Genomic DNA, 22,114 nt, shown 5'->3' on the forward strand with positions numbered 1-22,114 from the left:
GCCGTCGCCGCCAATGACAAGGCCAAGCTCAACGAGCGCGCTGTCATGGCGAACTCGGCACGCGAGGAAGCCGCCAGGGCGCTCGTCGCCGCTGGCGTCCTGGCGCAGCCGACCGTCGCAACCGCCGCGATGCTCGACTTCTACAGCCGCGTCCCCGCGCCGCGCTCGCGCGTCGTGAACCGCATCATCCGCGATCTGCGGCGGCAGATGCCCGCCGTGCGCGCCGCCTGATCCCCACCACCCACGGAGCCGAGAGCATGAACGCTCAAGAACTGAAGAACGAGGGCATCAACCGCACCCTCGATAACAACGCCGCCTGGAAGGAAGGCGCGCTGTACGTCGTCAAGAACCTGCCCGCCGACTGGCGCGGCACGGGCGAGGACATCCGCGCGCTCGTCGACGAAGAGCCGAGCCACCCCAACGCGTGGGGCGGCCTGGTGAGCAAGGCGGTGAGCGAGGGCTTCATCAAGCCGACCGGCGAGTACACGGCGATGGTCTCCAAGAAGAGCCACGGCCGCAAGACCGCCGTCTACGTGAAGGCCGCCTGATGTACGGGATCAACATGGACGACGCGATCACCACCACGCCGCAGATGCAGGCGGACAACCTGATCGCCGCCGAGATCGGCCGCCAGGACCGCATGTGGGGCGACACGAACGACCGCGCCGACATCTCGCAAGGCCAGCTCTTGCAGGCCGGTGTCGCGCAGCTCGACTTCATCTATCTGGCGACGCGCCAGGGGCATATCTGGACGCGCGAGGAAGCGCTGAAGCTCGCCGAGCAGGCCGTCTTCCCCAAGGATTGGGGCGGCTTCCGCGACTACGGATCGGACGTTGCGAACCTCGTCGTCGCGGCGGCCTACATCCGCCAGGAGATCGTCCGGCGCATCCGCAACGGCGAGAGCACGTTCCGTTCGTCTCGCAACGTGGAGACGCAGCCCTACGCCGAGAGCTGCAAGCCCAACGTCATCGAGCCGTGAGCAACGGCGTCCGACGCTTTTGGGAAGACGGCGAGTCGGGTCGCAGGGGGTTCACTGAAGGTGATCTGCCCGATGGCCCGCTCGTCGAAGAGATCACCGCACGCGAGTTCTACGAGCGCGAGGCCCAGACGCTCGCGTGCGGCTGGCCCGCACTCCACCAACCTAAGCGGCCGGAGATATGCCCCTGCGGTTTTATCTTCCCAGGCAAGTCCGACCAGCAATGGCACGACCCCGCGCTTAGCGCGGAAGACGAAGAGGCACTGAGTTGAAACAGCATTCCGGCAGAGCACATAGCAAGCTCGGACCTTCCGCAGCATCCCGTTGGATGGTCTGCGTGGGCTCTGTCGGCATGTCCGAGGGCCAGGAGAACAAGAGCACGGTGTTCGCCCTCGAAGGGACGGCCGCGCATGAGTTCAACGAGTTCATCATCACCAACGGCCACGATCCGCGCGATTGGATCGGCGGCCTGGTCGACCTCCAGGCCACTGGCGACGAGCTGAAGTTCCTGCGCAGTGGGGACAACGTCGAGATCGACCGCGAGCGCTACTTCGAGATCGACGAAGAGATGGTCGAGGGCTGCGAGCTGACCATCGAGACCATTGAGAAGTATCTGAGCCGCGTCGACGGCGACGAGCTGTTGCTGGAAACGAAGCTCGACATGAGCTGGATACACCCGAAGCTCTTCGGGACCGGCGACATCCTGATCTACAAGCGCCGAACGAAGCACCTGATCGTGCTCGACTACAAGTATGGCAGCGGTCACGTCGTCGAGGTCAAGAACAACCCGCAGGTCCGCACCTACGCGGTCGGCGCAGCGCGGATGTTCGAGAAGGAAGGCGTCGAGAAGATCACCAGCGTCATCATCCAGCCGCGCGCCTACCACAAGGACGGAGCGGTTCGCGAAGAGACGATTGATCTGTTCGACCTCTACGAGTTCGAGTCTGAGCTGGCTGTCGCCGCCCAGGCAACGGACGACCCCAATGCCCCGCTCGTCGCGGGCGAGCACTGCAAATTCTGCCCGGCCGCTCACGGCTGCGAGGCGCTCCGCGACTTCGTTCGCGACGGCCTCGGCGTGAAGAAGCTGAAGCCTGGCGAAGAAGTCACGGAGAAGCACTTGCCCTCACTGAAAGACCTAACGTCTGCGCAGCTCGGGCGCATCGTTCGCGAAGCCAGGGTGTACGAAGGGTACATCCGTCGCGTGCTTCAGCACGCCCACGCCGAGGCGCTCGACGGCCGCATCCCCGATGGCAACAAGCTGGTCGACAAGCGAGCGTATCGCAAGTTCACCATCGGCGACGATGAGATCATCGCGATCCTCGATCTCGAAGGGTTCACCGAAGACGACTACCTGAAGGACCCCAAACTGCTCACGCTCACGCAGCTCGAAAAGGCTGTCGGCAAGAAGAAGTTCGCCGAGCTGTTCGGCAAGGCGGACAGCCCCGACAAGTTCTGGAAGAAGGAATCGAGCGGCTACGTGCTCGCGCCCATTGAGGACGCACGCGAGCAGGCGAAGCTGAGCACAGGCGACGCGTTCGGTGCGGTGGAGGACGACGATGAGTGAGACCCTATTCGACAGTTTCCGCGCGTTGCTTGGCGTCGGGATTTATACCGACTTCCAGTTGACCGATATCGGCATCCACTTGAAGTGCTGGCGCACCGGCAACAGCCGACGTGTTGAGGTCTCTCACTGCATATTGTGGCAACAGGTAGAAGCCTCCCGACAGCCGCATAGTCTCTTCAAATACTACGCCGATCTGTCTCGCGCAAAAATTGAACGCGCCGAGGCATAGTTGAATTGGGTTTCGCCTGCACCCGCCCCTTGAGTGGGGGAAAGCGGCGACGTTTGCGTGACGAGTAAGGTCTGTCACCTGACGACCTGAGACCTAGGAGGGTAACCTTTCTATGACTACCGACCTGAAGAAGTGGCACTACATCGAGAGCGAAGACCGCTGGATGTCTCCGAAGGGACGCCTGGTGTTCGTGGCGCTCGCGAAGAAATTCCGTGCCCGCGATGCCAAGCCGGATGACGAAGGCCAGTTCGCCGCGTCGATGATCTTCGCGCCCCATGTGAACCACGCGCCCATCGAGAAGGTCATCCTCGACCTGGCGGTGGCCGAGAAGTTCAAGAACAAGAAGGGCAAGATCATCGAGTCGTCGGTCCTGTCCGACTTCACCAAGTGGTCCGACCACAAGCTGAACTTCCCGTTCCTCGACGCCGACATCAACCTGGCCGACATCACGTCGAAGGGTGAGCCGGTCGATCTGGAAGGCTGGAAGCTCATTCGCCCGAACGCCTATTCGAAGCGTCCGGTCGTGCGCAACAGCGCCGGTGAGGTTCTCGATCTCGACGACATCCAGACCGAGGCGTACAGCGGCCGTTGGGGTCGCCTGATGCTTCAGCCGAAGGCGTACAACCGCGACGACAACAAGGGCGTCAAGTTCTACGTCGACGCCGTTCAGTTGCTCGGCAACGACGACTCGATCTCGAAGGGCGGCGGTTCGAAGGGCGAAGCCTTCAGCGCGGTCGACGACGAGGACGAAGACGAGGACGCGCTGGACTGATGGCGAAGATCAAGTTCAAGAACGACCGGGGCATCCCCGATCTGCGCACGCTGAAGTTCAAGGATGGGGGTGGCGACACCCTCATCGCTTCGGTGGACCCCGCAGTGAATGCGCGTGAGCACTACTGGCTCACGTTCAGCGTCAACGACGGGGACGTTATCGGCATGGATCGGGACGAGGCGGTCGACTTCGCAATCGCCATCATGCGCGAGGCTACACACCGTGAGTGACGAACCCAACAACGCCGACAACGTCGACACCGATGTCATGAAGAGCTACGTCGAGCGGCTCTTCAACATCGAGCAGGGCTTCGCTGACGTGAAGGCGGAATACACCGACTCGAAGGCCGACCTGAAGACCGAGATCAAGGGTCGTTCGGACGAGACCGGCGTCGACTTCAAGCAGGTCGCCGCCCTGGTGAAAATCCGCATGAACGAAGCGGCAGCTCTCGACGAGCAGGCGGCGCACGACACCAACATGTCGCTCTATGAGCAACTGTTTGGCTTCAACACCGCGACTTCGGAGCTGGCTGAGGACGACCCCCTCGGCTAGGGAATTTAGTTGACGTGTAAGGTGCGTCAGCTTACATTTCGACCACTGCACTAATGGACAGCGATGTTCCACCAACGCAGGAGGGCCGCATGCGAAGCGCCTAAGAAGCGCAGCGGGCGGGGGATAGTACCCCGCCCGTTTTCGCATCACCGACAATGGAGACACAGTGAAGAATATCGGCGCAGCTATGAACGGCGGCAACGGCAAGCGCGAGAAGGGCGATGAGTTCTTTCCGACTGCGGAGGGGACGACGCGCGCCTTGATCCCCACCCTGCGCGAGATCGGCTGGCCGAACGACGTGTGGGAGAACGCCTGCGGAGCCGGTCATATCTCGAAGCAGCTCTTGGCTGCGGGCTTCAACGTCTTCTCGTCTAACCTGACGGATCGTGGCTACGGCCGGATCGGCGTGAACTTCCTGTCGCAGGATCGCCCGCTCGCTCCGTCGATCATCACCAACCCTCCCTTCTCGCTGTCGGACGAGTTCCTCGTTCACGCGCAGACCATCCTGGGGATCGACCACATTGCGATGCTCCTGCCGAGCGGCCTGTACCACGCCAAGAACCGCGTCGAGCTGTTCGCGATGCACAAGCCCTCGTTGATCCTGCCGCTCACCTGGCGGCTCGACGTGACCGGCGAAGGCCGTCCGACCATGAACTGTAGCTGGTACATCTGGACGACGCTTCTGCCGCCGATCCGTGGCTTCCAACCGCTCACCAGCACCGAGAAACATCCGGGGCGCTACGATGCGGCATGAAGCCCTAGACAAATTCGCCGATTGGGAAGTGCTCGGCTACGACAGCGCCGCCGATATGATGCGCGAGATGGGGATCGACGTTCCCCCCTCTCTGCGCGAGCGCTTCGGCTATGGCCCCGTCACTCGTCGCACGGCGATCCACAAGCCTGCCGAACTGCATCTCGATTGGGAAACGTACAGCGAGATCGACCTGCCCGATGTCGGCGCGCACAAGTACGCCGAGCACAAGAGCACGGAGATTCTTTGCGCCGCCTATGCGTTCGGCGACGATGAACCGCAGCTCTGGTTTCCTGACGAGCCCTGCCCCCAGGACATCGTCGACCACGTCAAGGCTGGCGGCGAAGTCCACGCCTGGAACGCCAACTTCGAACGGCTGATCTGGCTGTACGTCGCAGGCCCGAAGTACGGCTGGCCGGTCCCTGACCTGCGCCAGTACCGTTGCATCATGGTCCGCGCGATGGCGATGAACATGCCCGCGAAGTTGGAGCACGCCGCTCCGGCTTTCGGCCTGCCGATCCGCAAGGACGATGTCGGCTCGCGCGTCATCAAGCAGCTCTGCAAGCCGCGTAAGCCGTCGAAGAAGAACCCGGAAACGCGCTTCACCCCGGAGAACGCGCCGGACAAGTTCAAGATCATCTACGACTACTGTCTGCAAGACGTTCGCGTCGAGCAGGGCATCGGGCATCGCGTCACCAAGCTCATCTCGCGCGAGCAGGAGCTTTGGTTCCTCGATCAGATCATCAACGACCGTGGCATCATGGTCGACATGGACTTGGTCGCCAAGGCCGAGAAAATCTGCAACGAGGAAAAGGAAGCCCTTGAGTTCGAGCTGCGCCAGGTCACCGAACTGCGCGTCTCGACGCTCGGCGCGGTCAAGCAGCTCAAAGAGTTCGTCAACGCCCGTCTGGCCGATGAGCTGTCAGACCATCAGATTGAGAACTGCTCGAAGGAAACGCTCGAAAAGCTGCTCGGCCGGGACGACCTGCCGGACGATGCGCGCCGTGCGGTCGAGATCAGGCTAGAAGCCGGTAAGGCGTCCATCGCCAAGCTGAAGGCCTTCACGGAGCGCGTCTGCAAGGACGGCAAGATCAAGGGCTCGCTGCAATACCACGGCGCGACACAGACCGGCCGATGGGCCGCGCGTGGCGTGCAGTTGCAGAACTTGCCGCGTCCCGACCCCGCGCTGAAGACCGACGTTCCGTTCGCCATCAAGTGCATCAAGGCCGGTTGGTCCCGGCAGGACATTGCTGCGATCTTCGGGCCGCCGATCTCGGTGGTCGCCGACTGTCTGCGCGGCATGCTCATGGCCCCCGAGGGCCGGGTGCTGCGCTCGCGTGACTTGACCGGCATCGAGGCCCGCACCCTGCCCTGGCTGGCTGGCGCGCACGAAGCTATCGCGGCGTTCTTCGAGTTCGATAAGGGTAACGGCCCCGACAACTACAAGGTCGCGGCCTCGCAGATTTACAACATCCCGGTCGCAGAGGTCAGCAAGGATCAGCGCCAGGTCGGCAAGGTCGCCGTGCTCGCGCTCGGCTTCGGCGGTGGCGCGTCGGCGTTCGCCAACATGGCGAAGGTCTACCGCGTCGACCTGGCGCTCATCTTCGACACGGTGTGGGCCGTCACGTCGCCGGACAACCGGGATCGCGCGCTCGAAGGCTGGAAGGATCGCGGCCGGAAGTCGGGCATCAAGAAGAAGGCCTGGCTCGCGGCCGAGATGGTCAAGCTCACCTGGCGCGAGAACAATCCGGAGATCGTGCAGTTCTGGTACGACCTCGAAGAGGCGGCGATCAACGCGGTGGAGAACCCCGGCCAGAAGTTCAAGGCGGGCGAGTTCATCACGTTCAACATGACCGGCTCGTTCCTCCGCTGCAAGCTGCCGAGTGGCCGTTCGATCTTCTATCCGTATCCGCGTGTCGAGTGGAAGCCGACCCCGTGGGGCAAGTCGAAGCGCACGCTGATCTTCAAGGCGAACGACAGCTTCACCCGCAAGTGGTCCGACCAGCACTACTACGGCGGGCTCGGCGCGGAGAACGTCACGCAGGCCGCAGCTCGCGACGTGATGGCGAACGCGATCATGAACACCGAAGCCGCAGGCTACGAGAACGTGCTGAGCGTCCACGACGAAGGCGTTGCCGAGACCGACGAGGACTTCGGCAGCGAGGACGAGTTCCACGAAATCTTCACCACCCCGCCTGTGTGGGCTCTGCCGAAAGGCAACCGGCTCGGGCTCCCCATCGCGGCCAGCGGTTGGTCCGATGATCGCTACAAGAAGGAATGACGGCATGGATCAATTCGAACAGGGCGTGTGGGCATCGCGGCGCTTGCTCAAGAACTACGCGCTCAAAAACATCGGCCATGCCGACGACGCGGACGATCTGGTCTCGCAGACGATGGTCAACGCGCTCGCCAACCGGAAGCGCTTCGACGGCCGCAATCTGGAAGGCTGGTTGATGACGATCCTGAAGAACCTGATCCGTGATCGGTTCAACAAGGGCTACCGCAAGCAGAAGGGCGGTGGCCCGCGCCTGCAACGGCTGACCTATACGGGCGAGCTGGATTACGCGGACCATATCGTTGCGCCGGAGAACCCGGAGCGCGCGATGATCCTGGCCGAGGCGTGGGATGCTTTGCTCGATCTCCCCGACGCGCAGGCGGATGCCGTTGTGCTCGCAGGGATCGGCTGCACGTATCAGGAGATGCAGGAGATAACCGGCGTCGCGATGGGGACGGTCAAGTCTCGCGTCCATCGCGCCCGTGAAGCGCTCGCCGGAGCGTTGTGAACTTCAAACAGGAGGACCCCCATGTCTACGTTCGTCTATGTGCAAGGCCTGAAAGGACCGGAGCCCCAGGTCTGGCACGAAAAGCCGTTCAGCGCCGCAGGCAGGCCGCCTGTGCCGCTGCAAGAACATGAGCTGACCGAGAAGATCGGGAAGCTCACCGTCTCCGAACTCGCGATCCTCTATCCGTACAAGGGAGCCTACGATGTCACCTGAAGACAAGGCCAAAGGGCGGGCCATGCAAATCGCTCGCATGCGCTTCAACTACATCTTTCGAGAGGCGTGGGTGTCGATAGCGCGCGAGCGCGGTTGGTTCTTCGACGCCTACCTCGGAACGTCATCACACGGGACCATCGCCCTCCGGTCCTATCTTTCTGCGTCTGGCCTGTAAGGATTGTCACCTACCATGACCCCCACTGTTCTGTTTCTCATCCCGAAGGACTTCGGCGGCAGCTATCGTGCGACGCGCGAGGCTATCGAAACTGCGATGGCGGCGCAGCTCCGTGCCGATCTGATCGCCTTTGCGAAGACCGGCGCTCCGCCTGCGCCTCCCACCTTGACGCACTCTGAGGTCAAGGCGCTCTTGGTGAAGCTGCGCGACGCGTACCCCGACAGGCTCCACGTTGTCACGGCCGTCAGGGTCCACGGAAAGGCCAACCGGCTGACCGACGTGAAGCCGGAAGACCTCCCGGCCGTCGCGGAGTTCGCCCGCAAGAAACTGGCCGAGTTGCCGCAACGCCTCGAACCGTCCGAGGTCGCGAACGCGCTGCGCGACCGCGAGGCGTCCTTCAACGAGGACGTTCTGCCCGCAGACGCCAAGCCGCTCGCGCCGCGCGAACTGTACGGCGAACAGATGCGTCCGTCGTCGCGCGCCCTGCCCCGCATGCAGGAGCAGCGTCCGTGGATCGGCACGCCGTACATCGACCCGCGTGTCAACGAGGACGATGACCTGTTCACGGCTGGCGACGTTCCGCCCTCGGCGTCGATGTTCGTGACGCGCGCACAGGCCGAGAAGGCGCTTGACGTGTGGAATCGGAAGAAGGGCGCGCTGAAGCTTGGCCCCGCTCGCTGCATCGAGGGTAACCGTCGTCTAACGGTCGGCAAGACGTACAACATCGTCGGCTTCCACAACGGATACGCTGTTCTCGAAAACGACGACTACAACAAGGGCGAGAGCGGGGGATGGGACTTTCGTCGCTTCGAGCAGGGCCGTCCTGCAAGCCTGAACGCATGGGCGCAGGAAGTCCATGCGGCCAACGCGCACTGGTGGCACGATCCGGCGACCGGCGAAAAGCTCAACCGCAACATGGGCGAGATGCTCATGCTCGTCGTGTCCGAGCTGGCGGAGTGTATGGAAGGTGAGCGCAAGAACTTGATGGACGACCATCTGCCGAAGCGGAAGATGGCGGAAGTCGAGTTGGCCGACGCTGTCATTCGCATCGGGGACATCCTCGGTAGCATTCCGCTCTCGTCGTCGTTCAACTTCAAGACCCCTGTCGACGATCTCCCGGCCAACAAGGGTCAGGCGTTGCTCCGCATCAGCCGCATGGTGACGAACGTCAACCGGGCAATGTCGAATCGCGATCGCGCGTTGCGGCTGATCCACGCCATCGCGTTGATCGAAGGGTACGCGAAGCAGCACGGCTACGACCTGTGGACCGCTGTCGCCGAGAAGCGCGAGTACAACAAGCATCGCGCGGACCACAAGCCGGAAGCGCCTGGCTGCCAACGGGAAGAAGTTCTGATGGCCGCCATCGACCCGACAACCGCGCTGCGCCTCTTCCGCGAGTTCGTCAATCAGAACACGACGCAGTGGAGGCTCGGCGCGGGCTCCCACCATCACCCCATGTGGGCTCTCGTCGCCGAGACGCTTGGCGATCAGAACTCGAAGTCGCTCAGCCCCACGGAGAACAAGTTCGTGTGGGCGGAGAATCGCAAGCCTCTCGGAAAGGAACCTATGCAGGTCCACGGCACTATCAAGGAAGCGGTCTTCTACAACGATACGGCCAGCGATCCGACGCATGCGCCTTGCGTCAAAGGCCCTGTCTACGGCGACACCAAGGGTCGCTTCATCGACGGCGAGCCGATCACCACAAGCCGCATCGAAGAGATGTTCTTCGACCAACACGGCGACGTGATCGTCAAGACCCGCTTCTCGGTCTACCGCGTCTACTTCAAACGCGTGGAGACAGACTGATGCGGAGCTTCAAGCAATGCGCCGTGGCGATCCTGAAGGGGACCGCCATTGGCATCGTAGGCGGTGTCTCCCTCGGATGCGGCCTGATGATCGCGGTCAAGATTCTCATCGTCGTCGCTAACCTTATTGGGTTTGGTCAATGAAGTCGTTTCTCTTCGAACTGCGGGAAGCCTCGAAGGCCTGTCCCGACATCCTGATCCGCAAGATGTTGAAGGACATCGCCGACGAGATCGGCGGCCTGATCGTCGAGCTGGTGAAGTGCCCGAGCACCGAGACCATGAAGCAGCTCAACGCCGCATGGGTGCGAGGCGTCAACGTCCTGGCGAAGGCCTACCCCACCCCCGACAACAATCCGCGCAGCGGGGCCGGTACGGTCGAGCAGGAAAGGCTGGCGGCATGAACTTCTACGATCAGGCTCTCATCCTGACCTACGGTAGCGTGGCCGCCCTGCTCTGCATCGTGGCCTGGGACCTTCACGCCAAGCGCCGCCTGCGCCTGGTGGCGGTGCGCCGGAAGGCTCTCGACGACGCCTACGACGCGCTGGCGAGCGCCGAGGACATCGCAGGCAGGGCGGTCGACAATATGCTGAACGAACCGCCGTCGCCCTCTCGGGACTCGCATATCGAACGGTGCAAGCAACGGGCATACTTCTACGGCCGGGCCAAGTCGTTCGTGGCGTCGATCCCTGTGGACAGACTGTAAGGTCTGTGATATTACCCGCCGACCAGATCGCCCCTCGCGGCCTGACGAAGGAACACGCGGCAGCCTATTGCGGGTGCAGCACCGACGCCTTCGACACCTGGGTCAAGAGGGGTATTGTGCCGGGGGCGATCCCCGGCACGCAGCGGTGGGACCGCAAGGCGATTGATTGGTATCTGGACCGGGCTTCCGGTCTGCCTACCGAAAAGACCGTCTCGGGCGATCCCCTCGCAGACTGGCAGGCTTCCAGGCGGAGGGCTGTCAGCTAGGAGAGCGTGATGCGCGTAGACCTGTTCGGCCTGTTCTGGTCCGACGCCAAGATCGGCGGCGGCAAGAAGCGTCGGTACTACTACGCGTGGAAGGGCGGCCCCCGCATCAAGGCGAAGTACGGCACGCCCGCATTCATCACCGAGTTCAACGAGCACATAGCGAGCAAGAAGACCGTGTCAGACGCCACGGTCTTCGCGCTCATCGTCGAGTTCAAAGCGTCGTCCGAGTACCGAGTGCTCAGCGACAAGACGAAGAAAGACTACCTCCGTTACATCGCCCTCATCGAGCAAGAGTTCGGCACGATGCCGATTGCGGCCGTCGAACAGAAGGGCGCGCGTGGCGTCTTCAAGACCTGGCGCGATGGGTTCGCAGACAAGCCTCGCAAGGCCGACTATGCGTGGACCGTGCTCGCCCGCATCTTCTCCGTCGCCAAGGATCGCGGACGCATCAGCGTCAATCCCTGCGAGCGCGGCGGCCGTCTCTACGAGGGCGGGGATCGCCTCGACAAGATATGGTCCGAAGCGCAGCTCGGGCTCATGATCGAGAAAGCCCCGGAGCGGATCGTCGACGCGCTCATGCTCGCGATCTGGACCGGCCAGCGGGAGGGCGATCTGATCCGCCTGCGCTGGTCGGATTACGACGGAACCTACATCAGGCTCACGCAGCGCAAGACCATACGCCACGGCAAGGTCGCCAAGGCCAAGCGGGTCACCATCCCTGTCAGCCCCGTGCTCAAGACCTACCTCGACTCCATGAAGCGGGTCGGGCCGCTGGTGCTGACCAACTCTCGGGCCAAGCCGTGGACAGAGGACGGCTTCCGGTCGTCCTGGGGCGACGCCCTGATCGACGTGGGGATCAACGAGGACTTGACGTTCCACGATCTGCGCGGCTCAGCGGTGGTGCGCCTGGCGCTCGCCGAATGCACAGTGCCGGAGATCGCCACGTTCACCGGCCACAGCCTGAAGGACGTGGAGCACATTCTGGACCGGCACTACCTCGGGCGCGATCTGCGCCTGGCGGAGAGCGCGATGGCGAAGCTCGCTGGCATGTTTGCGTCAGGAGCTTGTAAGGTCGAGGGGAACGAACCGGGCTCGTTTACGTCAAAGACTGTTCAAAGACCCGCTGACAGGTTCTAGTTTTGATCTCGCGAAGGGCTGCCAACCTATTGATTTGATTGGTGGGCGCACCAGGGCTCGAACCTGGGACCCGCTGATTAAGAGTCCGAAGCTTATTCAATGTTTTCAATGGGGTTGGTCTCAAAGACCCCGAGGACCCCACCACAATTCCACCAATGGCTTAGGATCGGAAATCAAAGAAAACGCTTTGCTCGGCCTGTAAGGTATGATAGGTGACGAGCGTCTACCGGCCGCTGAGCGGCATATAGCTGAGTCGAGGGGAATGACAGATGGAACGACCGAAAGTAGATGCGAATATTGCTACCGGGCTGGACCTCGACCAGTGGGCCTTGCACGTCGGCACGATGCCGCGCAGGCCCGGCGAGACCGATGAGACCTTGCGCAAGCGTGTCCTGCACGCCGCCGCATACCGTTGGCCCGGCGACGGCAAGACTGAGGCGGAACGTAGCTCAGACCCCGCGCTGCGCGCCGTTGCGGTCGAGATCGTCGAGCGTTGGAAGCAAGAGCGCGGTATGCCCTACCTGTCGGCCAACGCCTGCCTGTCGCTCGCCGGGAAGATCGAGGCGGCCCTGGGTGCCGTCGACTACAAGACGCTCCTGTGGAAGTACCTGAACCACGTAGGGGTCGAAGAGAGCGTGACGTACGTTGCGCGGCCGAGCGCCAAGCACCGCTTCACTGAGCGCGAGCTGGCGGCCCTATACGAGATCGAGGATATGCCGAGGCCGGAGGGGCCGGAGTGGAAGTGACCAACCCCGTGATCCGGAAGCTCGAAGAGCTGGAAGCCTACGAGCGCGCCGGGCGTGAAGCCAAGCAGCGCATCTACGAGGCGTTCGCCGAGCTGGCGCTGCGGCAGATCATGGACATACGCGAGATGTCCTACGAGGAATGGTTGGAGCGCTACGGGGGTGGACGATGAAAATGGTCGAGAACATCACGCAGGCCATCCTGTCGCCTTCGAGCGAGCCTCGCTGGCCTTGCCCTGGCAGCTCTAGGGACAGATGCCAGCACTGCGGCGGCTGGATCAGCCTGGGGCACGCACGCGGGTCATCTTGCAGGGAAGAAGCCGATGCTGCACTTCGTGCGCTTCAAGGACGACCGATATCTGAACGCCGTTAAGACGTTCGGCCGACCGGACTTCGTCCATCGGTTCTGGGATCACCGTGCCGTCGCGGAGGTCATGCCGGGCGACACGGTCGTATTCGCTGAAGGCGATGAGCATCAAGCCGTGGTGACCCACAGCTACGACGACAGCGCGTTCTTTTAGATGTCTCGGGCGTCGGTCTTGGGAGGGATGGAGCAGGTAAAGGTGCAGGCGTGCGGGAACCGATAGCTTAGTTCCGTCGCTATGGCTTTGTCGCCATATATCAGCCTGTGGATCGGCGCGGGCGGGTCGATAACCCACCCGATCAAGAACGCGGCGATGGCTGCCAGAAGAAGCTTCGCGCCTCTTCGTCGGGAGCTGTTCTTGGTGAGTGCGATGGCCTGATCCGCAATTACGCACTTCGCGTCGTTCAGTTCATGTTCTAATTCAAGGATGATCTCGCGTGCTTTGGAAGATTCCGCGAGCAAAGAGGGTGGGTCGATCAGCGAAGGATCGACGTTGGGATCATTGGCGTTGAGAGGGAAAAGAACTACTTCGGCCATCACTCTGTTTTCCACACTAGGATTCTTGTTTTTGGAACTCCGGTCGGTGCATTTGCGCGCCTCCTAAAGTGACGAAATGTAAATCAGCTTGTCGGATGTTTCGCAACACAGAACAATTACGGGTAGTTAACAGGAAAAAGAAACGGCGGCTCAAAGCCGCCGCGTGTTGCCGTCGTGCATCAATCAATGGGCGCTACGATCCAAACAACCACCCGCTAAGCCATCCCGCAGCCGCAACAACGTTCATCCCCACGAACGCCGTGAGCAGCACAACCCCCATCAATATTAGAATACCCTTCACGACGCAGAGCGCTTCGTCGACGACTGTTGTTGCGCTTTGCGTACGAGCTGAAGGATTTGCAACCCCGTCTCGGCGTCGACCTCGGCGTCGACAACGATGCGCGTCTTCCCGTCGAGCGTGCTGGTAGCCTGCGCGAACTGCGGGACCGATCCGCCCTCACCAGGCGCAGGGGCGATCAGCTCTTCAGGCTTCACGCCGAGCGCCTTGGCGATCAGCATCAGGTTGCGTTGGGTCGGCTCGTTCTCACCACGGATATAGGCCGTGGGAATATGCCTGCCGATGGTCACGCCCTTCGGGGCATGCCGCTCCATCTCGCGCGCCAGGTCAGCGCCGCTCCACCCCTTGCCCAACATCAGCCGTTCGACCTTCTTGCCGAACTGCGCTATCCGCTCTTTGTCTGCGGCCGTCATACCTCTACGCACAATACGTCTCCTGTCTCTTCGCCTAAATGCGGCGCTTTGTTTATTCTCGAAATGCAAGTTCTCACAGGGGCCGTAATACTACGGAGGCCTGTTAGGTGTCAAACACGACCGAAACCTAACACGGTTTCCGAGCTAGGCGGGAGTAGAACAAATACGGAAAAAGGCCCTCCCGACTGCTCGGGAGGGCCTAATAGACTTTTGGGTTACCGCCTGGGAGCCGTTGAGGCTGTCAGTCTGGAACCACGTACATTGCGATGCGTCTTGCCGGGTAGACCGTCTCGCGGACCCTGCCCTGGTTGTTCCCAGAGACGAGGATCGGGTTGCCTGCCTGGTCTACGCCCGAGACGATCCCAACGTGGCCGCCACCCCTACGGGCCATCACGGCGATTGCGCCGGGTTGCGGCCCAGATACGCGGCGGCCGTAGCGTGCGAACGAGAACGCCAGGTCGGAGTTCGTGCCGGTGTGGCCGGTGGCCCTCAGCACGTAGTTGACGAAGCGAGCGCACCAGAGATTGGCCCGGCCGTAGATCGCGCCGTTGCCTACCTGGCTGCGAGCTTCAGCAACGAGCGAACTGCCGCCGTGACCAAATAGACTGAAAATGGAATCGGTTGAACGGGCGACACGTACGTCGTGGCGAGCAACGGTATGATGTCGAGCATGATGGCTCCTGTGATGGGGTCGCGCTTCGGCGGAAGTCGCGAAGAGGCACAGCGCGGCAAGCGCCGCGCCGATCAGCTTGCGCATAACGTCTCCTGGGTCAGAGATCAGGCGACGGAAGGATCAGGCCGCCTGTGGGTGAGTAGATCGAGCCCTCTTCGGGCCGACCCACGATGATGGGCTGTTCACGGAGCAGCCCGAGGCGCTCATGCAGAACGACGAAGTTCTGAGACGCGGGCTCCGCGTCGGCGCGAATGCTCTTGGCGAACTCGCTGAAGCCGATCAGCGATCCGTTCGCAAAGCCCCACGGCGTAACGAGCCGCGTGTGGAAGTGTCCGCTGAAGATGAACTTGACCGGCCTGCGCTGTTGCGCCTCGGTCAGCATCACCTTCTTGTGGCCCTTCACGATGTTCGCTGCGGGGCCGATGAAGCCGGTGCCCCCGCCTGCGCTCATGCGGTCGCCGTGCGTGAGCAGCGTCGGCCACCCGACGATGTCGAAGTACGCGTCGAACGCCCTGGTCGAATAGAACTTGAAGTTCGGATAGTTCTTCAGCGACATCTCGACGAAGTCGAAGACGAGCGTGTCATACGACTGAAGGGCTGCGAGCTTTGCGCGCGGCTTGCCAGGCGTCGAGCGGCCGTGATTGCCGGGCACGCCGATGACGATGATCTCGACATCGTGGCCCCAATGCTCTTTCAGTTCGAGCGACCAACGGAGCGCGCCGCTCGCGATGTTCTGCGAGGCCGCTTTGCACTGTTCGTACGCGGTGCCGTAGTCGGTCTCCGCCAGCTCGGGATGCAGACCGTGGCCGCTGATGAGATCGCCGCCGAGCAACAGATAGATTCTGAAAGGCGCTCCGTCTGAGCGCGGCCAGGATGAGGTCGTCAGGATCGAGGCCGTCTCGAACAACCGGCCGAAGCGCTTCCGCGCGATGTCACGGTCGAACATGTTGACGCCCATCATCTCTTCGAGGTTCACGACCTCGCCGTCATGGGTGTCGGACAGATGCAGGATGGCAGCCTGTCGGCCACGCTCGCCTTGCTGGAAGACCCAGGGCTTGCATATCGGCTCGACCGGCTCGAACGATAAGCCGAGGATCGAGGCGCGGTGATCCTCAGCGGCGACCAGACGGGCAGTCAGGTCTTTGAGCTGGCGCTTCAGGGCCTTCTCGTTCTGCTCGAAACGGTGCTTCTCCGCCAGGTCGAGCCGGACGGGCTCGGGCGCAGGCGGGGGCGTGAGCGGCAGCAAGGAGTCGACAGGGACAGCCTCGGCGGCTGACACGGCCTTGGTGACGACGCCTGCGGCCTTGAGCATCTTGCGGACGTGATCGCGCGTCAGACCCATCGCGTCGGCTGTTGCCTGCAAGTCCTTCAGCTCGACGTACTTGGCGAAAATCTCGTTCCGCCGTTTCAGGTTAACGGTCAAAGGGGGTGGTCCTCATGGGTTCGGGACTGTAAGGTCTGCTATCTCACAGACCTATCGGTTCCGTCAATTAAATGGCAGTCCACACGAAAAGAGGCCCGCAGCCGGTCAGGACTGCGGGCCGCCTCGGGGTCTCCGGCAGGTATCCCGTCTGCGCCGGATCACTTCGACTGATAGGCGTTACGCTGATCGGCGAAGCACTCACGGGCCGCAGCGTTGTATTCGTGCTGCTCGACCATCGCGGCTTGAGTTCGCCTCAGAACGACGCGCCTCATGATCGGCTTGCCGTGTGCGTCGACGACACCAGGGATCGGAACGTCAACGATCAATCGTTCGCATTCGGAGGGCAGGTCGACTGCCTGCTTTGGACTTAGCGTCCTTGTGTCGCTCGATGTCACGCAGCCACCGAGCGTCAGAGTCGTCAGTGTACTCAGGAGGACAGGCAGGCTTGCCCGTCGCGGCCTGTAGAAGCTGTTGGTCCTCATAGTCCTTGACCATCTGTTCGAGTTGATCTTTGCGGGAGCTGACCTCGGACAAGCTCTTGTCGGCTTTCGCCTGCATGTCAGCTTGGATGAGCGCGTCGCGCTTCTGGCGATCCAGCTCAGCTTGCTTCTCGGCGTCGTCCCACTTCCTTTGCCACGCGGCGTCCTTCGCCTTCACGGCCTCGACGAGATTGCCGTGTTCATGCCAGACGCCGATCCAGAACAGGCAGAACCCGGCGACGAGCGCCGCGCCTACTGGCGTGGAGATGAAGTCGCAGAAGCCCTTCCAGAGCTTACCGCCGATCAGGCTGATGGCTTGCCAGGTCAGCCAGGCCGGGATCATTCGATCCTCCCGGCCTTCGCTGCGGGAATGCCGTCACTGCACAGCGCGATCTCGTCGATGCGCCGGTTGAGCAGGCCTTGACGGAAGCGGCCCCCAGAGAGGGTGTACTTACGCATGCCTTCGCAGGCAGCCTCGTACTCGCGCTTGTTCAGAAGCTCGACGGTGCTCGAATGGCAGAACCGATATTCGCCGACGTTGTAGTTGAAGTCGATGAACGAGGCGAGCATCTTGGCCGAGATCGGCACGTAGATGCACGACACGGCGCTATTGGCATAGCGGACGAGCTTCTTCGAGAGCATCTGCGTACACTCTCGCGGAGTGAAACGCTGCCCCACTTTCACGGGGCCTTCAGTCTCGCCGTAGCACCAGGTGACCGGCTTGCCCGTTCCGATCTGGTCGATCTTCGCGGTGTACCAGACGCCTTCGTGCTTCTGCACGCTCGGGATGGCGATGGGGATAGCGGCGGCGATCAGTGCGGCGACCGACATGCCCCCGACGAGTTGGCGCTTTGTGGGTGCCATGTCAGTCTTCCTTTTCTTGGGCGATGAATCTCGATGCGAGTGCGCCCACCGTGCAGACGAGCGTGAGCACCGAGAAAAGGTTGTAGTTGAAGAAGGTCTCGTATCTCGGCAGCACTGCGTTCGCGCCTTCGAACAGACACGACAGGCCGAGGAAGCGCACAGACCAAGAGCGCTTCACCACCCATCGCCAGTCGGCGACGAGCCGAGCTTCTATTTGCTTGAACATGGGTGATCCTTGAATGCAGAACGGCCGCCCCGAGGGACGGCCGTTTCTGCGACTGATAGAGCTGAGAGGCTGTTAGTGCAGCGCCCCTGCGGCCCGGAAGAACGCGTCGATATCCAGCGGCGTCATGTTCTGTGACGTGCAGAAAATCTTCACCATCGGATGATTGCGCTCCACGGTCTGTCCGCCGAGCAGGTGCATGCGGGCATCGAACGCGTCGTTCGCCGACATCGCCGCAACCACCGTCTCGATCTTCGCGGGCAGCGTGCGCCGGTTGTCATAGACCGCGAGCGCTTCGTCCTGCGTGATGATCCCCGCGATGGCGAGCTGTTGGAAGAACTGACGGAGCGAGATGTCGCCGCAGGGCCAGCCGTACGGGACGAGCTGCGCGCGGATCGTGTCCTCCGTCTGGTTGGCCGCGCCGTTACCCGGCCAGGGCGACGGCACCAGCCCCATCGACTGCCACGCCTGGAAGGCGGCGTCGCTCGCCGCGACGAGTGACATCGTAGCGGTGCTGTAGATGCGACCGTCTTCCGACAGGAAGTACCAGTTCATCGGGTTGAAAGGGGTAGAAAACAAGGTCATGAGAAGGTAGCTCCTGAAGCGAGAACGCCAGCGGTGCTGCCGGGGATTGTCTTGCCGCCCGTGAGGAACGCACCGCTCTGATAACCGTAGTAGGCAGGGCCGGTCGCCGTTCCGCTGAAGCCGCCGACCAGATAGACCGAGCCAACCGCTCCGGCGTATATGGTGCCGACCGAGAACGCCGGGGTGCCGACCAACGTCACCGTGCAACTTGTCTGCACCGAAACGCTTCCGCCAACCTGCGCCGAGAGCGCCGAGGCACTGTTGCCCTGAATGTTGACGTTGCCGTTGATATTGACCGAGCCGCCGCTGACGCCGTTGATATGATAGTTCGGCGAGGTAGCACCGAACTGCGCCGTCACGTTGCTCATCGAGATCGTGCCGGTGTACGCAGCCTGGATCAACTGCATGTCGGTGCGCGTGGTATAGACGGTGAGACCACGCAAGTTCAGAGCAGCACCACCCGCGTAAACGAGCGCGGAGTAGCCGGTGAGCGTCGGCGGGGCCTGGATGACGTAGGCCGACTGGTTCGCCGGATCACCAACGATGTTGACGCCGGTCATCGGGGCGACGACGGTGACAAACCCGACATACGTTCCGGGGTTGCCGAGCTGAATATTCAGGATTTTGCCGCCGAGCGACCAGATGTTCTGCGCGTAATTGAGCGCGGCCTGGATCGTAGCGAACGCCTTGGCGGACGTATTCGCGGAGCCGTCAGCCGTTGCGTCGTTGCCGTCCGTCCGAACGTAAAGCGTCGGGTTGCCATACGGCACCGTGCCAACAGTCGGCGTGCCGCCTCCACCGCCGCCCATGTTCGCTTGGATCATGGACAGCACGGCCTGATAGACCATCGTGTCCGTGGCGTCGTCGAGCGTGACGCCTGCTTGGCGCACAAGGTAGCGGAGGTTGCCGATGAAGACGTTGAAGAAGTCGGCCGTCGCGAACGTGCCGTCCTTCGCGCCAGCGGCCGAACAGTTCTTGAACCACGTATCAGTGCCCGCACTGGCCTTCGGGTCGGCAGGCGGGCGCGCGGTCGAATAGTTCGGGCCTTGCGGCCCAAACGCTGTACCAGTCATGTGATGGTGTCTCCTGGGGAATTGTTTTGGGGAGGCGCGGTCTTAATGAACCGAGCCCGCTACCCAAACGTTGTAGGCGAACGCCGAGCCCGAGCTGACCGAACCCGCTGGCGTGACGTAGTGGTATCCTTCCGTGAACGGACTCAGCGCTACGCGCGTCGAAAGAGGCAGCACACGGCCGCTGCCGTCTGTGTTAGCCGTTGACGCGTAGCCGGTCTGCGAGTTGTCGAGAAACACAAGCAGCGAAGCGATCAAACCAGCGGTCGACGAGTAGTAGCCCCCCGATACGCTGAAATCTCCGCCCTCATCTGCCCACGCCAAAAACTCACAGCGCGACGGCCCAGCCAGCTCTTGCGGCGTAGCGTTGAGCCCCACACTGCTGCCTGTCTGCGCCCCCGTCATCCGCAGCGGCGGTCGATTGAACCACGACCGAACAAAACGTTGGGAGCTAGTGTCCGTCCACGCAGGACCAGCGATGGGGCGGGCCATGCCGACAAGGGTCTTCGTGTTGTCGCCGGTCATGATCTCAACGCCCTCGTTACCGGCTGTGGTGTCGGTAGAGTGTCCGTTCGTCGACGCTACGAGAGCGTTGACTGTGCCGCCGCTTTGCGTGGCGTAGATGTAGTAAAGCGTTCCAGCGGTCAGCCCGGTCGCCGCGAGCGTGACACCCGCTGACGGAATGATGCAGGGTGTGCCCGCTACCGTCAGATACTTGCCTCGAAAACGGTTGAGCGAGAGATTGCCGCCGTTGAGCGAGAGACGGCACTGCCCGAGCACCGGCTGCACGACTCCCGCCACGCTGATGTTGGTGAGCTGCGAACCGTCGACAGCGGGCAGCTTACCAGTCGTGGCGTCGAGCTGAACGACGTTGCCAGCCGCCACGCCTACGTTCTTCGTCGCAGCCGTTCCGAGCCCCGAGACTTGCGTCGATGCGATGCCAGTCAGCTTAGACCCGTCGATAGCAGGGAGTTTGCTATCCGAGCCAAGCTGCACGATCTGGTTGGCACCAGTACCGACATTCAGGAACGCGGCCGAACCCAACGCTGGCTTGCCGTTCAGGTCGGCATAGTTGCCAGTGAACGCCACGTTCATCAGCTTTACGTTCTGCTGGAACTGCAAAACCTGCGAGGGAGACAACGTCTGATTCTTGTCGAACCGGACGCAAGCATTGATCTGGCCGGTAAGCGTCGTCCACACCTGGGGATCGTCGTTGATGGCAGCCGCGAGCTGCGCGACCGTCTGAAGGTTTCCTGGCGCACCCTCCCCGATTACGCCGAGAATGCCTTGGTGCAGGGCGTTCACGCTGCCAGGAGGCAAGCCCGCTGCGCCACCCTGGGATACGACGTACTCAAGATTGGAGATGATGCGGTTGTAGAAAGCCGCATCGAGCACCGTACCGTCTGACATACCGGGCGCTGACGCGTCCTTCACATACGTCTGTTGCGCGCCGTAGCGCTGGCGCTGCGTGCCATCAGGCAATGCAGTCGCAGCGTTGGCGTTCTGAGGTCCGAAAAGACTCATGGCTGAAGAATTTCCACGTTCAACACGGTGTGTGCGGGCTTGATGCGGTTGAGAAAGCACAGCACGAACGTCGGCGTGTCGCCGACCGTGTTATCGTTGCAGATGGGTGTTCCGCCGATCTCACCATCGGCATTCGGGAAGGTGATGTTGCCCGCCATCAGACAACCGGCCTGACTGCCCGGATCGGTGTTCGGCGCTGCGGCTGCTTGCGCGGCTTGCGCCGCTTGCGAGGCCGCCAGGTCGACAGTCACCGTCCACACGAACGCGTGCCCCCACTCACTGTAGTTTCCGTTGTCGTCATACGCGCCAGCGGTGTGCAGCTTGGGTGTGATGACGCCATCGGACGGAACGTCGGTGCGCGGGCACTCGAAGTCGAAGCGCAGCGCCTCGTCCTGGCAGTACGTGCTGGACGGTGCGACGTTGTCGGGCGGGTTGAAATCGTAGTAGCCGCAGATGAAGCAACACGACTCGTCAGTGTCCGGCCCCTGGCCGAGATTGCTACCAGGCACCAGGCACGACGCCCCGTTGGTGTAGCCGTTCTCCCACTTATCCGGATCGGGATGGTGGACGACTTCGCCGTAATCGCAGGGCTGCCGCTGACCGTATCCGATCATGCTGCCATAACCGGCATACGTCGGCGTGGGACCGAGAGGCGTGCATCCGACCTCGAAGCATCCGGCGATGGGCTCGGGGATATCCGTCGTGTCTTCGCAGGTGATCGACCAGCCCGAGAGCTGCGCCATCTGCACGAAATAATCGCACGTAGCGCCGCCTTGCGCCGCGACCTTGATGCACAGGTTATGGCCGTACGGATCGCACTCGTCGTCTAACCCGTACTCTGCGATCCACTGATCGAGCGACTCGTTGACCGTCTTGCAGAAGAACTCGTCGACGTACTTGCAGAGCCGTTGGTAGGTGTAGGAGAGCACGTTAGCGTATGCTCTCCAATAGGAGTTCTGGACCGTACCCTCAACCGCCGCGCCATCCCAGGC

32 protein-coding genes are annotated in these 22,114 nt (G+C 62.3%); 21 read left to right on the forward strand and 11 right to left on the reverse strand.

The window, feature by feature from the left end; genetic code table 11:
* From OO68_RS36770 to OO68_RS36850, 21 genes are all read left to right on the forward strand, one after another.
* Window positions 1-231, forward strand: a 231-nt coding sequence (locus OO68_RS36770) for a hypothetical protein (protein ID WP_033313766.1), incomplete at its 5' end; no start/stop codon positions are given.
* A gap of 26 nt (window positions 232-257) precedes the next feature.
* A complete protein-coding gene (locus OO68_RS36775; RefSeq protein ID WP_030529774.1) occupies window positions 258-548 on the forward strand; it encodes a hypothetical protein in 291 nt (96 codons plus the stop codon).
* 14 nt (window positions 549-562) lie between these two features.
* Window positions 563-979 (forward strand): hypothetical protein, encoded by a 417-nt coding sequence (locus tag OO68_RS36780; RefSeq protein ID WP_124788636.1) that lies wholly within the window; start codon window positions 563-565, stop codon window positions 977-979.
* On the forward strand, window positions 976-1,248 hold the full coding sequence (locus OO68_RS46500; protein WP_096772443.1) for a hypothetical protein: 273 nt from the start codon (window positions 976-978) through the stop codon (window positions 1,246-1,248). The genes OO68_RS36780 and OO68_RS46500 overlap by 4 nt, the downstream gene beginning before the upstream one ends.
* Entirely contained in the window at window positions 1,245-2,540 is a 1,296-nt protein-coding gene (locus OO68_RS36785; RefSeq protein WP_096772444.1) for a DUF2800 domain-containing protein, read from the forward strand. Before OO68_RS46500 ends, OO68_RS36785 begins: the two co-directional genes overlap by 4 nt.
* The gene (locus tag OO68_RS46505) at window positions 2,533-2,769 is read left to right on the forward strand and encodes a hypothetical protein (RefSeq protein ID WP_096766524.1); all 237 of its coding nucleotides are present in this window, start codon (window positions 2,533-2,535) and stop codon (window positions 2,767-2,769) included. The genes OO68_RS36785 and OO68_RS46505 overlap by 8 nt, the downstream gene beginning before the upstream one ends.
* Before the next feature lie 112 nt (window positions 2,770-2,881).
* On the forward strand, window positions 2,882-3,541 hold the full coding sequence (locus OO68_RS36790; RefSeq protein WP_031028000.1) for an ssDNA-binding protein: 660 nt from the start codon (window positions 2,882-2,884) through the stop codon (window positions 3,539-3,541).
* Window positions 3,541-3,771, forward strand: coding sequence for a hypothetical protein (locus tag OO68_RS36795; protein WP_030529778.1), 231 nt, complete (start codon window positions 3,541-3,543; stop codon window positions 3,769-3,771). Before OO68_RS36790 ends, OO68_RS36795 begins: the two co-directional genes overlap by 1 nt.
* Window positions 3,764-4,093, forward strand: coding sequence for a hypothetical protein (locus OO68_RS36800; protein ID WP_030529779.1), 330 nt, complete (start codon window positions 3,764-3,766; stop codon window positions 4,091-4,093). Before OO68_RS36795 ends, OO68_RS36800 begins: the two co-directional genes overlap by 8 nt.
* A gap of 166 nt (window positions 4,094-4,259) precedes the next feature.
* On the forward strand, window positions 4,260-4,847 hold the full coding sequence (locus OO68_RS43270; RefSeq protein ID WP_112921570.1) for an SAM-dependent DNA methyltransferase: 588 nt from the start codon (window positions 4,260-4,262) through the stop codon (window positions 4,845-4,847).
* A 28-nt stretch (window positions 4,848-4,875) separates the two neighbouring features.
* Window positions 4,876-7,125, forward strand: a complete 2,250-nt coding sequence (locus OO68_RS36810; RefSeq protein WP_031028004.1) for a DNA polymerase — start codon at window positions 4,876-4,878, stop codon at window positions 7,123-7,125.
* Between the two features lie 4 nt (window positions 7,126-7,129).
* Window positions 7,130-7,627: an RNA polymerase sigma factor gene (locus OO68_RS36815; protein ID WP_030529748.1), complete on the forward strand. Its 498-nt coding sequence runs from the start codon at window positions 7,130-7,132 to the stop codon at window positions 7,625-7,627.
* 21 nt (window positions 7,628-7,648) lie between these two features.
* On the forward strand, window positions 7,649-7,840 hold the full coding sequence (locus OO68_RS36820) for a hypothetical protein (RefSeq protein WP_030529749.1): 192 nt from the start codon (window positions 7,649-7,651) through the stop codon (window positions 7,838-7,840).
* A 190-nt stretch (window positions 7,841-8,030) separates the two neighbouring features.
* Window positions 8,031-9,821, forward strand: coding sequence for a nucleoside triphosphate pyrophosphohydrolase family protein (locus OO68_RS45890; RefSeq protein WP_112921572.1), 1,791 nt, complete (start codon window positions 8,031-8,033; stop codon window positions 9,819-9,821).
* Entirely contained in the window at window positions 9,821-9,964 is a 144-nt protein-coding gene (locus OO68_RS46510; RefSeq protein WP_157852804.1) for a hypothetical protein, read from the forward strand. Before OO68_RS45890 ends, OO68_RS46510 begins: the two co-directional genes overlap by 1 nt.
* Window positions 9,961-10,221 carry a hypothetical protein gene (locus tag OO68_RS36830; protein ID WP_030529751.1) on the forward strand — a complete coding sequence of 87 codons (261 nt, stop codon included), beginning with the start codon at window positions 9,961-9,963 and terminating at the stop codon, window positions 10,219-10,221. Before OO68_RS46510 ends, OO68_RS36830 begins: the two co-directional genes overlap by 4 nt.
* Window positions 10,218-10,523, forward strand: a complete 306-nt coding sequence (locus OO68_RS36835) for a hypothetical protein (RefSeq protein ID WP_030529752.1) — start codon at window positions 10,218-10,220, stop codon at window positions 10,521-10,523. The genes OO68_RS36830 and OO68_RS36835 overlap by 4 nt, the downstream gene beginning before the upstream one ends.
* Window positions 10,524-10,798: 275 nt before the next feature.
* Window positions 10,799-11,926 (forward strand): tyrosine-type recombinase/integrase, encoded by a 1,128-nt coding sequence (locus OO68_RS36840; protein ID WP_063739361.1) that lies wholly within the window; start codon window positions 10,799-10,801, stop codon window positions 11,924-11,926.
* Between the two features lie 269 nt (window positions 11,927-12,195).
* Window positions 12,196-12,672 (forward strand): hypothetical protein, encoded by a 477-nt coding sequence (locus OO68_RS36845; protein ID WP_030529754.1) that lies wholly within the window; start codon window positions 12,196-12,198, stop codon window positions 12,670-12,672.
* Window positions 12,669-12,842 carry a hypothetical protein gene (locus OO68_RS46515; RefSeq protein ID WP_152936149.1) on the forward strand — a complete coding sequence of 58 codons (174 nt, stop codon included), beginning with the start codon at window positions 12,669-12,671 and terminating at the stop codon, window positions 12,840-12,842. The genes OO68_RS36845 and OO68_RS46515 overlap by 4 nt, the downstream gene beginning before the upstream one ends.
* A gap of 150 nt (window positions 12,843-12,992) precedes the next feature.
* Entirely contained in the window at window positions 12,993-13,190 is a 198-nt protein-coding gene (locus tag OO68_RS36850) for a hypothetical protein (protein WP_030529755.1), read from the forward strand.
* On the opposite strand, the gene OO68_RS46520 is transcribed toward OO68_RS36850, so the two are convergent.
* From OO68_RS46520 to OO68_RS36895, 11 genes are all read right to left on the reverse strand, one after another.
* The gene (locus OO68_RS46520) at window positions 13,187-13,585 is read right to left on the reverse strand and encodes a hypothetical protein (protein WP_157577735.1); all 399 of its coding nucleotides are present in this window, start codon (window positions 13,583-13,585) and stop codon (window positions 13,187-13,189) included. The genes OO68_RS36850 and OO68_RS46520 overlap by 4 nt on opposite strands.
* Before the next feature lie 282 nt (window positions 13,586-13,867).
* Window positions 13,868-14,281: a helix-turn-helix domain-containing protein gene (locus OO68_RS36855; protein ID WP_030529756.1), complete on the reverse strand. Its 414-nt coding sequence runs from the start codon at window positions 14,279-14,281 to the stop codon at window positions 13,868-13,870.
* 241 nt (window positions 14,282-14,522) lie between these two features.
* Window positions 14,523-15,038: a TIGR02594 family protein gene (locus OO68_RS44825; protein WP_078625696.1), complete on the reverse strand. Its 516-nt coding sequence runs from the start codon at window positions 15,036-15,038 to the stop codon at window positions 14,523-14,525.
* 13 nt (window positions 15,039-15,051) lie between these two features.
* Window positions 15,052-16,377 (reverse strand): metallophosphoesterase family protein, encoded by a 1,326-nt coding sequence (locus tag OO68_RS36860; protein WP_030529757.1) that lies wholly within the window; start codon window positions 16,375-16,377, stop codon window positions 15,052-15,054.
* A gap of 315 nt (window positions 16,378-16,692) precedes the next feature.
* On the reverse strand, window positions 16,693-17,199 hold the full coding sequence (locus tag OO68_RS36865) for a hypothetical protein (protein ID WP_030529758.1): 507 nt from the start codon (window positions 17,197-17,199) through the stop codon (window positions 16,693-16,695).
* On the reverse strand, window positions 17,196-17,720 hold the full coding sequence (locus OO68_RS36870; RefSeq protein WP_050513929.1) for a lysozyme: 525 nt from the start codon (window positions 17,718-17,720) through the stop codon (window positions 17,196-17,198). Before OO68_RS36870 ends, OO68_RS36865 begins: the two co-directional genes overlap by 4 nt.
* Before the next feature lies 1 nt (window position 17,721).
* A complete protein-coding gene (locus tag OO68_RS36875; protein WP_030529760.1) occupies window positions 17,722-17,946 on the reverse strand; it encodes a DUF7940 domain-containing protein in 225 nt (74 codons plus the stop codon).
* Window positions 17,947-18,018: 72 nt separating this feature from the next.
* Complete coding sequence (locus tag OO68_RS36880) at window positions 18,019-18,528, reverse strand: hypothetical protein (RefSeq protein WP_030529761.1); 510 nt, start codon at window positions 18,526-18,528, stop codon at window positions 18,019-18,021.
* Window positions 18,525-19,601, reverse strand: a complete 1,077-nt coding sequence (locus tag OO68_RS36885; RefSeq protein WP_030529762.1) for a hypothetical protein — start codon at window positions 19,599-19,601, stop codon at window positions 18,525-18,527. Before OO68_RS36885 ends, OO68_RS36880 begins: the two co-directional genes overlap by 4 nt.
* A gap of 42 nt (window positions 19,602-19,643) precedes the next feature.
* The gene (locus OO68_RS36890) at window positions 19,644-21,122 is read right to left on the reverse strand and encodes a hypothetical protein (RefSeq protein ID WP_124791623.1); all 1,479 of its coding nucleotides are present in this window, start codon (window positions 21,120-21,122) and stop codon (window positions 19,644-19,646) included.
* A complete protein-coding gene (locus OO68_RS36895; protein ID WP_031027965.1) occupies window positions 21,119-22,051 on the reverse strand; it encodes a hypothetical protein in 933 nt (310 codons plus the stop codon). Before OO68_RS36895 ends, OO68_RS36890 begins: the two co-directional genes overlap by 4 nt.
* Window positions 22,052-22,114 lie beyond the last annotated feature (63 nt).

Source organism: Streptomyces iakyrus, assembly GCF_000717055.1.
Lineage (GTDB): Bacteria > Actinomycetota > Actinomycetes > Streptomycetales > Streptomycetaceae > Streptomyces > Streptomyces iakyrus.